This is a genomic window from Prevotella communis (genome assembly GCF_022024115.1).
GTDB lineage: Bacteria > Bacteroidota > Bacteroidia > Bacteroidales > Bacteroidaceae > Prevotella > Prevotella communis.
In genome coordinates, this window is the sequence record NZ_CP091792.1 from 29,283 (window position 1) to 42,277 (window position 12,995).

General features: G+C 50.1%; 10 protein-coding genes. 8 read left to right on the forward strand and 2 right to left on the reverse strand.

The window, feature by feature from the left end; genetic code table 11:
* Positions 1-33: 33 nt before the first annotated feature.
* Both L6468_RS00110 and mnmG read right to left on the reverse strand, forming a co-directional pair.
* The gene (locus L6468_RS00110) at positions 34-561 is read right to left on the reverse strand and encodes an adenine phosphoribosyltransferase (protein WP_091817737.1); all 528 of its coding nucleotides are present in this window, start codon (positions 559-561) and stop codon (positions 34-36) included.
* 49 nt (positions 562-610) lie between these two features.
* Positions 611-2,527, reverse strand: a complete 1,917-nt coding sequence (gene mnmG, locus L6468_RS00115; protein WP_237793942.1) for a tRNA uridine-5-carboxymethylaminomethyl(34) synthesis enzyme MnmG — start codon at positions 2,525-2,527, stop codon at positions 611-613.
* A 224-nt stretch (positions 2,528-2,751) separates the two neighbouring features.
* Between mnmG and L6468_RS00120 the strand changes: the two genes are divergently transcribed.
* The 8 genes from L6468_RS00120 (at position 2,752) to L6468_RS00155 (ending at position 12,981) form a co-directional block, all read left to right on the forward strand.
* A complete protein-coding gene (locus L6468_RS00120) occupies positions 2,752-3,291 on the forward strand; it encodes a hypothetical protein (protein WP_091817742.1) in 540 nt (179 codons plus the stop codon).
* Positions 3,292-3,374: 83 nt separating this feature from the next.
* Positions 3,375-4,415 (forward strand): Holliday junction branch migration DNA helicase RuvB, encoded by a 1,041-nt coding sequence (gene ruvB, locus L6468_RS00125; RefSeq protein ID WP_091817744.1) that lies wholly within the window; start codon positions 3,375-3,377, stop codon positions 4,413-4,415.
* 78 nt (positions 4,416-4,493) lie between these two features.
* Positions 4,494-5,996 carry a HAMP domain-containing protein gene (locus L6468_RS00130; protein ID WP_237793944.1) on the forward strand — a complete coding sequence of 501 codons (1,503 nt, stop codon included), beginning with the start codon at positions 4,494-4,496 and terminating at the stop codon, positions 5,994-5,996.
* Positions 5,989-7,914, forward strand: a complete 1,926-nt coding sequence (locus L6468_RS00135) for a sensor histidine kinase (protein WP_237793954.1) — start codon at positions 5,989-5,991, stop codon at positions 7,912-7,914. The genes L6468_RS00130 and L6468_RS00135 overlap by 8 nt, the downstream gene beginning before the upstream one ends.
* Positions 7,915-7,978: 64 nt before the next feature.
* The gene (gene coaD, locus L6468_RS00140) at positions 7,979-8,449 is read left to right on the forward strand and encodes a pantetheine-phosphate adenylyltransferase (protein ID WP_091853320.1); all 471 of its coding nucleotides are present in this window, start codon (positions 7,979-7,981) and stop codon (positions 8,447-8,449) included.
* A 13-nt stretch (positions 8,450-8,462) separates the two neighbouring features.
* Positions 8,463-8,873, forward strand: a complete 411-nt coding sequence (ybeY, locus tag L6468_RS00145; protein WP_237793962.1) for an rRNA maturation RNase YbeY — start codon at positions 8,463-8,465, stop codon at positions 8,871-8,873.
* Between the two features lie 40 nt (positions 8,874-8,913).
* The gene (locus tag L6468_RS00150) at positions 8,914-10,533 is read left to right on the forward strand and encodes a tetratricopeptide repeat protein (RefSeq protein ID WP_237793964.1); all 1,620 of its coding nucleotides are present in this window, start codon (positions 8,914-8,916) and stop codon (positions 10,531-10,533) included.
* 468 nt (positions 10,534-11,001) lie between these two features.
* On the forward strand, positions 11,002-12,981 hold the full coding sequence (locus L6468_RS00155) for a hypothetical protein (RefSeq protein ID WP_237793966.1): 1,980 nt from the start codon (positions 11,002-11,004) through the stop codon (positions 12,979-12,981).
* Positions 12,982-12,995 lie beyond the last annotated feature (14 nt).

Below are 12,995 nucleotides of genomic sequence, written 5' to 3' on the forward strand. Positions count from 1 at the left end.
CCCTCCGTCTTTGGAGGGTGCTTTTAGTTCGTCTTAGATAGTTAGCAGGGTGGTCAGTTCGATGCCGTCAAACAGGTCGCGCCCATGTAATCCTTCATCCGTGATTTCAATGATGAAGTTCATGTACACCTTCTTCGGGTTGAAATGCTGCACCAGTTTGTAGGCAGCCTTTGCGGTGCCACCGGTAGCAAGCAGGTCGTCGTGAATCAGCACGACGTCGTCTGGTTCGATGGAATCAAGGTGCATTTCAATGGTATCTACGCCATATTCTTTAGAAAACGACTCCTTAATCACCGTTGCAGGCAATTTTCCTGGTTTACGAGCCAAAACAACGCCGCAACCCAATCGGCCGGCTAGGGCAGAGGCCATCACAAAACCACGACTCTCGATACCAACAATCTTGGTGATACCTTTGTCTTTGTAGAGTTCATACAACTCGTCGAGCATGATTTGCATACAGTAACCGTTCTTGTAGAGCGTTGTTACGTCACGGAAATTAATTCCCTTTTTTGGAAAATCAGGTATGCAACGCAGATTGTCCAGTAATACCTTGTTGTTCATTTTCAGCTAGTTATATATGTTACACAATCTAAAATGTTTCACGTGAAACTTATCGTCCCATGAGCACCAGCAGCACGTTGATGTCGCTGGGGCTAACGCCTGGAATACGACTGGCCTGTGCCAATGTTTCGGGATCTATGGCCGTTAGTTTCTGTCTGCATTCTGTGGAGAGCGACTGGATACTGTTATAATCAAAATGGCCTTTGATTTTGATATTCTCCAAACGGTGCATCTTTTCTGCTACCAGTTTTTCGCGCTCTATGTATCCTTTATATTTAATGCGTATTTCGGCAGCTTCGGCTATTTCTTCCTTGCGATTAGGCAATTTGTCGATGAATTCGCGTAATTGTGGGATAATAGGCATCAGGTTCTGGAAATTCAGTTGTGGACGTGCTATGAGGTCTTCCAACTTCACGCCAAACTGGAGTGGGGTAGTACCCAGTTTTTCCAGCGCAGGATTAATTTCCTTGGCTTTTATCGGGAAGTTCTTGCAAAATTCCACGATTTCTTCGATAGCCTGTTTTTTCTGCATCCACCAGTCGAATCGGTCTTTTTTGACTAATCCTATCTCGTAAGCACGTTCCGTCAGGCGCGCATCGGCATCATCCTGGCGCAACAGGATGCGATACTCGGCACGTGAGGTGAACATGCGATAAGGCTCGTCAACACCCTTCGTCACCAGATCGTCTATCAATACACCGATATATGATTCATCACGGCGCATCACAAATTCTTCGGTTCCAACGCACTTCAATGCAGCGTTAACGCCTGCCACCAGACCCTGTCCTGCGGCTTCTTCATAGCCTGTGGTACCGTTTACCTGACCAGCAAAGAAGAGGCCTTCAATTATCTTCGATTCCAACGTATGTCTCAGTTGGGTGGGGTCGAAGAAATCGTATTCTATGGCATATCCGGGACGATACACCTTGGCATGTTCCAGACCTGATATCTTGTGAAGGGCTTCTATCTGCACATCCATTGGAAGTGAAGACGAGAAACCGTTCAAGTACATTTCGTTGGTTTCAGCGCCTTCTGGTTCCAGGAATAGCAGATGCTGTTCGCGGTCAGGGAAGGTTACCAGTTTTGTTTCTATCGACGGACAGTAACGTGGTCCTATCGATTGAATCTGTCCATTGTATAGCGGTGAATCCGCCAATCCTGAGCGTAGCATCTCGTGAACGTCAGGGTTGGTATAGCACTCCCAGCATGGCAGTTGGGGTAATGTGCCGGAAAATCCGGACTTTCCGGGATAATACGAAAAGCGGTAAGGGCGCTGTTCGCCGTCCTGCTGGCGCAATTTCGAGAAGTCGATGCTGCGCTTGTCCAGACGCACGGGTGTACCCGTCTTCATGCGGTTTGAGCGGATGCCGTGCTGGGTGATGCTCTCCGTGAGCCGTTCGGCTGCAGGTTCTGCAATACGTCCGCCCTTCACCATCTTTCGGCCTATATGCATCAAGCCGTTGAGGAAGGTGCCGGCCGTAATCACCACACTCTTGGCATGTATCTCGGCTCCCCATATGGTGCGCACGCCAACGGCACGTTTGGTTGGCTGCGACTCAGCCGCAGCACTCGTAGCATCCTCAACCATCAGTTCATCTACCTGATCCTGCCATACATCCAGGTTCTCGGTATGATCGATGGTTTCGCGCCATTTCCAGATAAACTTACCTCTGTCGCATTGGGCTCGAGGACTCCATACGGCGGGTCCCTTACCTACATTGAGCATACGAAACTGGATGGCTGTGGCATCGGTCACCCGTCCCATCTGTCCGCCCAGGGCATCAATCTCGCGCACTATCTGTCCCTTGGCAATACCGCCAACGGCAGGGTTACACGACATCTGCCCGATTTTGTTCATATCCATCGTGACCAGCAGTGTCTTTGCACCCATATTTGCTGCTGCACATGCGGCCTCACAGCCAGCATGACCTCCGCCAATCACTATCACATCATAGTTTAATATCATCTTTCTGATTTGTATTTTCGTTTGCAAAATTACAAAAAGTTCGTGAATTAAGCATTTGTATTCCGAAATTTCGACTAAATATTTTGGTGGTTAGTATAAAATGACTAACTTTGCAGCCGTATGAAATAGACTCCCACAACTTTCGTAACAATACGCGATGTGACCAACACCGCCTCTGATGAGGTTGGTGATGGGTTGCTCTTTTGACTTATTGTTACACAACTATGCGAAAAAGATTTTATGGAGAATGGGTGTGCCGATGCATGCCCGATGGATGCGTGACGCATCTGGAAGCGCAACTGTTGCGCCAGTTGGTTAATCGTGAAATCCATCCTATCCGTTGTGCGGAGAGTTGTCGCAGGAAGGCGCAGGTGGCACTGAGACTTGGCAGTCTGTGTGCCGAGTCTGGACATCCGTGGTGGGCTATCAGGGTGTGGCGGTTAGGTCTGCAGCTGGTGGCCAGCAAAGACTACGACGACTGGCTTTGCGTCTGGTTCAACCCCGAGTGGGTACGGTTGAGCTGGGTGGTGTCCGAGGATCTCTGTCAGCTTCTGGGGCGCAGGATAGACCAGACGTGGCGAAGGATGGGGCATCCGGGGATGGCTGTCTATGAGCAGAAGGCTACTGCCGAGTACGACTGGCTATGGCTGGAGAAGTATGACTACTCACGACAGGAAATCGATGATTACTGGGATGAAATCCAGGACGACTACGAATCACAGTTAAAGACCGAGGCTATCTTCCGGGATGGTCTCGGTCTTTAGTGTTTATCTCCGTGATGGTGATAAATATACCAATTTTATTGGCTATATCGAAAACATTTCGTATCTTTGCCGAAAAATTGGCAATGGACGAAGATTTTGACATACGCGAAGAGCGGTTTGCCGGTAGTGGCGAGAAGGATTTTGAGAATGCCTTGCGCCCACTGCGATTTGGCGACTTCAGCGGACAGCAAAAGATTGTAGAGAATCTGGAGGTGTTTGTTGAAGCGGCCAAGTATCGTGGTGAACCGCTGGATCACACTCTGCTGCACGGTCCCCCCGGACTGGGAAAGACCACGCTCAGTAATATCATTGCCAATGAATTAGGTGTAGGGTTCAAGATAACGAGTGGACCTGTGCTTGACAAGCCGGGCGACCTGGCAGGTATCCTTACCTCGCTGGAGCCGCGTGACGTGCTGTTCATCGACGAGATCCATCGCCTGTCGCCTGTTGTGGAGGAGTATCTCTACAGCGCGATGGAGGACTATCGTATTGATATCATGATAGATAAGGGCCCTTCGGCTCGTTCCATCCAGATTGACTTGAACCCCTTCACGCTCGTAGGAGCCACCACCCGTAGCGGACTGCTCACGGCGCCTCTCCGTGCCCGTTTCGGTATCAATATGCACTTGGAATACTATGATCCTGAGACACTTAGCAAGATTATAGAGCGCTCATCGAATATCCTGGGTGTGCCCATCACGGAGGATGCCGCTATGGAGATTGCAGGTCGCAGTCGTGGAACGCCACGTATTGCCAATGCCCTGTTGCGCCGTGTGCGCGACTTTGCCCAGGTGAAGGGCAATGGTGCCATCGATACGAAGATTTCACGTGTGGCACTGACGGCCCTGAATATTGATAAGTATGGACTTGACGAGATAGACAACAAGATACTGCTCACCATCATCGACAAGTTCAAAGGTGGTCCTGTGGGTATCACCACCATCGCCACAGCCATTGGTGAGGATGCTGGCACCGTAGAGGAAGTCTATGAGCCATTCCTCATCATGGAAGGTTTCATCAAGCGCACGCCACGAGGTCGCATGGTCACCGAACTGGCCTACAGGCACTTCGGGCGCAATCCTTATTCAGGAAACATCATGGAGCCCAACCTTTTCGAGACGTAAGTATATGTGTAATTGTCTATTAATCAATAACTTAAAGATTGTTTTTCATAACGATAAGCCAACTCATACTACAACGATATGCAAAGACCATCTACGTTTTATAGGAAGCACTTATCACTAAGGCTCAGTCTGAGGGTAGCCTCGGCAGTTTGTTTGCTGTTGATGCTCACGCTCCTTGTCATGTTCTTCTATTCGCGCAAGGTGATGAAGGAGGACGCTTTGCAAAGAGCATCGCAAACGCTGGAAGGAGCGATGGTGAGGATAGACAATATCCTGCTGAGTGTTGAGGAGACAACGGGTAATATGTATTATCAGTTAAGGCCTCTCCTGAATAATCCTGATACGATACGTGCCTATTGTCGTATGGTTGTAGAGACAAACCCCTATGCCACCGGTTGTGCCATTGCCCTTAAGCCCGGCTATTATGCCGATCGTGACACGTTCATGGTTTATTATCACCGCACAGGAAACGTTTCTGACGCTCCTGCCGATTCTCTCATTGTCAGTGCAGATTCTTTCGGGAACATACCTTATACGGAGCAGGCTTGGTATAAGAAACCGATGACTCAGAACAAGGCCCTGTGGCTGAATCCTCTGGAGGGCATGGATACCGACGAGGAGCCGCTGGAATCCTACAGCGTGCCCATACCCGGTGATGATGGTGAGCCTATTGGTGTCATCAGTGTAGATGTGTCTATCAGTCTGCTGTCAGGCACCATTGCCAATATCAAGCCTACGCCCGACTCCTATTGTGCGGTGTTGGATAAAGATGGTTCGTTTATCGTCCATCCCACGGGTTTGCATCTGATGCAGCCCACTTCCCTTGGCTTACCTGACGAGACGTTGCAGCAGTTGTTGCAGCAGATTCAGTCGGGCAAATCCGGATATGTCCCCTTTAATTTCTCTGGGTTCGACTCTTACATCTTCTATAAACCCTTCAAGAAGGTCGATGTGCCTATGCGCTCAAAGGATGAGATGGGCTGGACAATGGCTGTGGCAATGTCGAAAGACAGTATCTTTGGTGAGTACAACCGACTGTATAATTACGCCGTCATCATCGCTATTGGCGGTCTGCTGCTGATGTTGCTGGCCTGTTGGGCAATCCTCTTCCTGCGCCTCCGTCCGTTGAAAATGTTGACAGAGAAAGCCCAGCATATTGCCGAAGGCCACTACGACGACCCTATACCCCATACATGGGGCCGCGACGAGATAGGCAGTCTGCAGCGCAATTTCATCCGGATGCGCAGGGCTGTGGCGTCGCAGATTGGTGAGTTGGAACAGCTGACGGATGCCATTCAACAGCGCAGTAAGGAACTGAAAAGTGCTTATAAACAAGCTCAGAAGGCCGACAAAATGAAAACGGCCTTCCTGCACCACATGTCTGATCAGATGTTGTTGCCAGCACAGACCATCGACAAGGATGTAGAGGCATTGCGCCATATTGAGGGGCAGGCCAAGTGGGAAGAAACGGCTAAACTGGTGGAGAATATCCAGAAGAATGGTAACACCATCGCACGGGTATTGAATCATCTGCTGAATCAGTCGGAAGAGGATATCAGAAAGGAGGTAGAACATGATTAAGATGAATATTCGCAGGTCGTTCTCAACGAAGCTCAGTCTTTGGGTGCTCATCATGGCTGTGCCTGTGTTCTGTGGCTCTGTGGGACTCCTTTTCTACCACTCTCAGGGCATGATTCGTGGCGAGGCCGTGCAGCGCGCCAATGTGATGCTCGACGTGTCGCTGCAGCGCATTCATCGCTACCTCATCACCATCGAGACGGCAACAAACAGTTACAGTTGGCTGATAGAGAAAAGTATGCAGCCCGACTCGCTGATGGCGATCTCAGAGCGTATTGTGCATTTCAACCCCTATTCCGATGGGTGTGCTATCAGTATCGAGCCAGACGTCATTCCACAATATCCACGCCATTTTATGGCTTATTCTATCCGAAAGGATAGCGACTCTATTACGACGGCGCAGGAAAAGGATTATAATTATTTCACAGAGGAATGGTACGCAACGCCGCGCGACAGGAACAAGCCGGCTTGGGTGGTCTATTATGACGAGACCAACCAGTTGAACCTGAATAAGAATGGCATGATTGCCACATATAGCCGACCGCTCTATAATGCGCAGCATCAGCATATTGGTGTTGTCTCTACAGAGATGTCGCTTCTGCATATCTCGGATATACTGGCAGAAGAGAAACCTTATCCTAATTCATACTTTATCCTGCTCGATGAAAAAGGTCGCTATGTGGGCCATCCGGATTCTACCCGTCTCTTCAACAAGACTATTTTCGGGGTGGCCAACCTGCAGAAGCAGAAAGACCTCATTGTCCTGGGTCACGAGATGACGAAAGGTAATCAGGGGGAGATGTCGGTGACGATTAATGATGTCCCGTCGCAGGTTTGTTATAAGCCTGTGCCTGGCACTTCCTGGAGTCTGGCTATCGTGTGTCCCGACAGTGATATCCTGAAAGATTATTATAGGCTTATCTTTATCGTCGTTACCCTCCTTATTGTCGCTCTGGTTTTCATTGCTTTCTATTGTTATAAGATGATGGCGCGCTCGCTAAGTCCGTTGCGCCAGTTGCTGCGTAAGACGCAGGAAATAGCAAAGGGCGATTTGAAGGTCGAGATAGAGCGCATCTCTCGTATCGATGAGATGGGATGTTTGCAGAACAGTTATGTGACGATGCTCGAGTCGCTTAGGCAATATATGGACAGTGTGCGTGCGGCCAGTGACAAGGCGCATAAGTATAATGAGGAACTGGAACAGGCCACGCTGCTGGTCAAGGAGGCCGACAGGCAGAAGACGTCCTTTATCCAGAATATGACGCACCAGGTGCGCACACCGCTCAATGTCATTATGGGATACGCGCAGATACTCAACTCGCCATCGGCTCCCATCCTGCCTTGCGACTGTGTGTCGGAGGATGAGATAAAGGGTCTGACGGCAACAATGGAGCACAACTCCAAACTGCTTACCCGACTGATTCTGATGCTTCTCGACAGTTCTGATGCCACTTTCTCCGAGACGGCTATCAGCAGGAATCGTGAGGCGGTGTCGGCCAATACGGCTATGATGGAGATGGTAGATTATGTCATGCAGCTCTATCCCGACCTTCGTTTCATTGGCTTTGAGACAGAGGTGCCCGACGATTTGCTTATCACCACCAACAGGCAGTTCCTGCAGTATAGTTTGGCCGAGGTGCTGCTCAATGCAGTGAAATATTCCGACGGACAGCATATCATGACGCGTATCACCCGTACTGATACGACGATACGCTTCATTATTGAGGATACAGGAAAGGGTATTGCCGAGGCCGACCGTGAGCGCATCTTCAAGTTCTTCACCAAGGTTGATGACTTCAGTGAGGGACTGGGATTGGGACTTCCTCTCACCAGGCGGCATGTGGAGAACCTCGGTGGCAAGTTCTGGCTCGACGCCAGCTATCATGATGGTTGTCGGTTTATCTTTGAGTTCCCTCTGTGATTTATAGACCACAAATTTGTGTACTTTACTTTTTTTGTGTAATTTTGCAGCCAAACTCTTTGAGATGAAAACAGGAATATTTGTCGGAACATTCAATCCCTTTACCATAGGTCATGATTCAATCGTGACCCGTGCCCTCCCGCTTTTCGACAAACTGGTCATTGGGGTTGTGGGCGATCATGTACAGAAGCCTGGTATTCCTCCTGCTGCAGAGCGTATAGAGGCTATCAGGGCGCTCTATGCTGACGAGCCCCGCATTGAGGTGAAGGCTTATTTCGGGCTGGCTGTCGACTTTGCCCGTTCTGAGGGGGCCCGTTTCATCGTGAAGGGTGTGCGCTCTGTGAAGGATTTTGAGTATGAGCGTGAGCAGGCCGATGTCAACCGCCAGCTGACAAATGGTGAGGTGGAGACTATCCTGCTCTATAGTGAACCTCAATATGCTTCGGTTTCATCGTCGATGGTGCGTGAACTGCAGCATTTCGGCGTAGATGTCTCATCTTATTTGCCTAGTCGTAATACCGATATATCGAAATAACGTAATACAACATATGATCAGTTATAATTGCGAGAACGTGAAAATGCCTGCCATCAAAAAGCGCGACACCACCGCCTGGATTCGTCGTGTGGCAGCTACTTATAATAAGAAGGTGGGCGAAGTGGGCTACCTCTTCTGCGATGATGAGCATATCCTGGAGGTCAACCGCGAATACCTGGGGCACGATTATTATACGGATATCATCACTTTCGACTATTGTGAGGATGATGTCCTGAATGGCGACCTGGTCATCTCTTTAGATACGGTACGCTCTAATGCGGAACTGTTTCATAAGACCTATGACGAGGAACTGCATCGTGTCATCATTCACGGCATCTTGCATCTCTGTGGTATCAATGACAAGGGACCCGGTGAGCGGGAACTGATGGAAGCTGCTGAAAATAAAGCATTAGCGTTGCGTTAAAAAAACTAGCATATTAATCAGCTATAAAGCTATTAAAACTATGCGCCAGATATTATACCTCATCATCCTGACAATAGCTCCGGTACTCCTCGTGGACTGTACGGGCAGCGGTGAACCGAGTGTCTTCTCGCCAGATGTCCGTGATAGCTCTTCCTTCGCTCGGATTATGGGTGAGGCCGACTCGCTCTACAGCATGATGCAGTTCAGGGAGTCCTACGACCTCTACCTGTCGCTGCTGGATAATGAAGAGGTAAAGACCGATGCCGACAAACGGATGGGTGTGCTCAATGCGCTTTGCTCTGTCAGCGAGCTCTCTGGTCACCAGATAGAGCAGAATGAATGGTTGCAGCAGTTGATAGACCTGTCCACTCAGTCGAACAACGACTACTATCACTCTTTGGCGCTGGTCGAGATGGGACAAAACGTCTTTTATGAGGGCGACCGCGAGTTGGGAATACGATATGTCAACGAGGCTGTGAACCTGATGGCAAAGACCAATCGTGCCGATACAGACCATCTGATGTATAATCACCTCATTATGTTGGCGCGTATGTATGGCGAGATGAAAGACTACGACAATGCGCTGAAGATCAACCAGCGCAATCTGCAGCTCACCACCGAGGGCACACGCTGGGGCTCGGCACCTAATCAGCAGCTCATCAACCGGCGCATGGTATTTGCTAAGATAGCGGCTTTATTAGCCAAGATGGGGCAATTCCAGCGGGCCGACTCGGCTTATGTTGCATGGAAAGCTATACACTATGAAGGCAATCACACGCGCGACTATTTCATCGTGGACTATATGAAACATCGTGGACGCTATCAGGAGGCTGTCCCCATCTATAAGACCTTGATTCAGCGCATAAGGCTGCAAGGCGACACGCTTGGCGAGATGATGAATACTGCTAAGTGGGGCCTGGCCGAGGTCTATCGGAAAATGGGCAACTGCGAACAGGCGGCTAAACTCTATGAGCAGGTGCTCGAGATTCAAGACACGTTGAGGGTGCGTAAGGCTGTGAAAACGGCTCAGGAACTGGCTGCTATCTATCACGACCACGAGCAGAATCAGATTATCATGAAGCAGCAGACTGATAACAACCGTCAGCGCTACCTGTTGAACAGCGTTCTCGGCGTTCTGATTGGTGTTCTTATCCTGGTCTTCGTCATTATCCGCAAGAACCGTATTATCAGCAGCAAAAACCTGTCGCTGGCCAACCAGATTAACGAGGCCATGATTTACAGGGAGAAATACATACAAGAGGAGTTGAAAAACACCGTTTCTCCCAGCGATATAACAGACATCAGCACCCTTTCCGAGGAACAGCTGTTCCGTTATATCAACGATATCATCGTGCGCGAACGCCTGTTCCTTAATAAGAACTTCGACCGCCAGACTATCATGGACCGTTTTAATCTGTCCAAGGAGCGTGTGGGTGCTGCTTTCTCAAAGGGTAGCCAGTATGCTAAGCTCACTGACTATATGCAGGAGCTCCGCCTGGAGTATTCTACGTTTCTCATGTCCACTCATCCCGATAAGAGTGTCTCTCAGATTGCTATCGACTGTGGTTTCAGCAGTTATGCTTATTATGGCAAATGTTTCCGCCATCGTTTCGGCATGACGCCCACCGAGTTCCGCAAGTCTGCCTTGCAGAATCAGTAACCGTTCTTTTTCAAAACGCAGTCTTTTCAGCAAACTAAACGCTGTCTTTCCGTATGCTAAATGCTGTCTTGTAGTATGTAATCTTGTCTGAAAATATATGTAATCTTGTCTGTGCTATTGCATAATATATAATTTTTATATATTTTTGCAGCAGAAAAAGCTAAACAACATATATTTTTACCTAATTTGATGACTACTACTATTATTATCCTGCTTTCGGCGGCCGTCGTGCTACTGATATTGCTCATAGCCGTTCTCTTTTGGCGATTATTTCACCAAAATGATGAACTTCGGCAAAAGAACGATGTCATAGTGCGCGAGGTCCGCCGAAATCAGTTTTTAATCCATCAGGGAACATTCCGAAAACAGTGCCTGTCATAGCACATTATAAAACACTAACCAACATATACCGAACAACAAACAAGTATTGTATAAACATCTTTATTAATATTCTAAACTATTAACAGTATGAAAAGAAACAAATTACTACTTTTGCTCGTGCTGCTCATGACGGCGGCGACGGGCGCTTGGGCGCAAGACGCCAAGCATTTGATTACGGCCACTTACCGCGAACAGACACGCTCGCTGGAGCAGCCGCTGCCCTACGCCACTACCATCGGCGAACTCTTTGAGGCGGTTACGGGTGAACAATTCAGTAATTTAATCAGCACTATGTCCTCTTTTGAAATGCCTCTTACCGGAATCAGCTCCAACAACACCAGCGCCGTCAACATTGGCGAATTAAACGGCGCAAGCACCCCGGTGACGGTTATAGCCGATGGCAAAGCCACCATCAGTATAAATTTTGGTAGTTATGCTCATGGCATCTTCGTCAGCGCCACCTCCCCCCTCTACGCTTACATGAAGGACGGCGTGAAGGATGCCGGCAAGTGGACGGTGAAGGTGGGCGAGGGCCAGGCCCAGGCGCTGCCCATCGGCGGACTGAAGGGCGACGGCTCGGAGACCGTGACGCTGCAGTACAACGGACGACTGAAGGTGAAGGGCGTGAAGGCTACAAGCGACGCGGCTGCTCCCAGCGTTCCCGACGGGGCCCTCAGCGGCGTTTTCAGCGTCAGCGACACGAAGCAGGTGTATTTCTCGAAGGGTAACCTGCGCTACGAATCGTCGAAGTGGAGCTTCTTCGACAACCAGTATGACTATTACACAAGCTACAGCGCAGACGCATGGGACAAGTTCGGCTGGAGCACATCTGCCACCACATACGGTATGAATACTTCTGCAGCCAACAGTGATTATTCCGGCGACTTCGTGGACTGGGGCGCAACGATGGGCACAGGCTGGCGCACGCTGACAAGTGACGAGTGGACATATCTGTTCAAAACCCGCAGTGCATCTACCGTGAACGGCACCGAGAACGGCCGCTATGCCAAGGCTATGGTAAACAATGTACGGGGCATTATCCTCTTCCCCGACACCTATACTCACCCCGACGGCGTGACTGCTCCGACAGGTGTCAACGATACAGGCAACACTGGCTGGAATGGCAACAGCTACACCGTTGAGGATTGGACCAAGATGGAGACAGCCGGTTGTGTGTTCCTGCCGGCTGCAGGCTACCGGAATGGCTCGAGGGTGAACAATCCGGGCTCGTACGGCGACTACTCGTCTGCTACGCCTTATGGCACGGACAAAACGTACGGAGTGTTCTTCGGTTCGGGCAGTCTGACTCCCGCGAGCGACGGCAGTCGTTTCTACGGGTGCAGTGTCCGTCTCGTTCAGGAGGCTACAAGCGACGCTCCGGCGGCGAAGGAACCGGCTACGGTGACGACGGCGCCGACGGGTGCGGCGATTGTTGGCGTTGGCAAGAGCACGGCGCTGGTGAGCGGTGGCGTGGCCGACGGCGGCACGCTGATGTATGCATTGACCACGACGAACACGAAGCCTGCCTCGACGGATGGCTTCAGCGAGGCGGTGCCCAAGGCTGAGACCATCACCGCCAGTGGCACGGTATATGTTTGGTATTACGTGAAGGGCGACGACACGCACAGCGACAGCGAGATTGCGGCTACGGCCATTGAGGTTCCCGTGGCCGACGTCATATGGGACGTTACGAACGTCAGCAAACTTTCTGTCTACGACACCGACGAGTATGAGATGGATGAGGTCAAGCTGCGTGGTAATGCCGAACAGGTAGAAGCCACGTGGAAAAATAGCTCAAATCCGACGAAGGTTGGCATCAGTTTCCGAGTGGACGCATCCGGCGGCTTTACCTTTACGGCACCGACCGGCAAGAAGTTCACAAAGATCGATATGAAACCCCAAGGTGCTGAAGGTTGGGATCTTGCAAACCTCGGCGAGGGATGGGCAATTAATAATACGACCATCACGTGGACGGGCAGTGCCGCCTCGACGGTTGATCTGCTGAAGGATACTAATAGGTTCAACGGCAAACATATAATATACATCGCCTTCTACCTGTCGGAGTAATCCCTCACGCGCGC

Excerpts from the sequence above, each read along its gene's own strand:
- L6468_RS00135 (WP_237793954.1), top strand. The coding sequence starts at position 5,989 with ATGATTAAGATGAATATTCGCAGGTCGTTCTCAACGAAGCTCAGTCTT.
- L6468_RS00150 (WP_237793964.1), top strand. The coding sequence starts at position 8,914 with ATGCGCCAGATATTATACCTCATCATCCTGACAATAGCTCCGGTACTC.
- ybeY (WP_237793962.1), top strand. The coding sequence starts at position 8,463 with ATGATCAGTTATAATTGCGAGAACGTGAAAATGCCTGCCATCAAAAAG.
- L6468_RS00120 (WP_091817742.1), top strand. The coding sequence starts at position 2,752 with ATGCGAAAAAGATTTTATGGAGAATGGGTGTGCCGATGCATGCCCGAT.
- L6468_RS00155 (WP_237793966.1), top strand. The coding sequence starts at position 11,002 with ATGAAAAGAAACAAATTACTACTTTTGCTCGTGCTGCTCATGACGGCG.
- L6468_RS00110 (WP_091817737.1), bottom strand. The coding sequence starts at position 561 with ATGAACAACAAGGTATTACTGGACAATCTGCGTTGCATACCTGATTTT.
- ruvB (WP_091817744.1), top strand. The coding sequence starts at position 3,375 with ATGGACGAAGATTTTGACATACGCGAAGAGCGGTTTGCCGGTAGTGGC.
- mnmG (WP_237793942.1), bottom strand. The coding sequence starts at position 2,527 with ATGATATTAAACTATGATGTGATAGTGATTGGCGGAGGTCATGCTGGC.
- coaD (WP_091853320.1), top strand. The coding sequence starts at position 7,979 with ATGAAAACAGGAATATTTGTCGGAACATTCAATCCCTTTACCATAGGT.
- L6468_RS00130 (WP_237793944.1), top strand. The coding sequence starts at position 4,494 with ATGCAAAGACCATCTACGTTTTATAGGAAGCACTTATCACTAAGGCTC.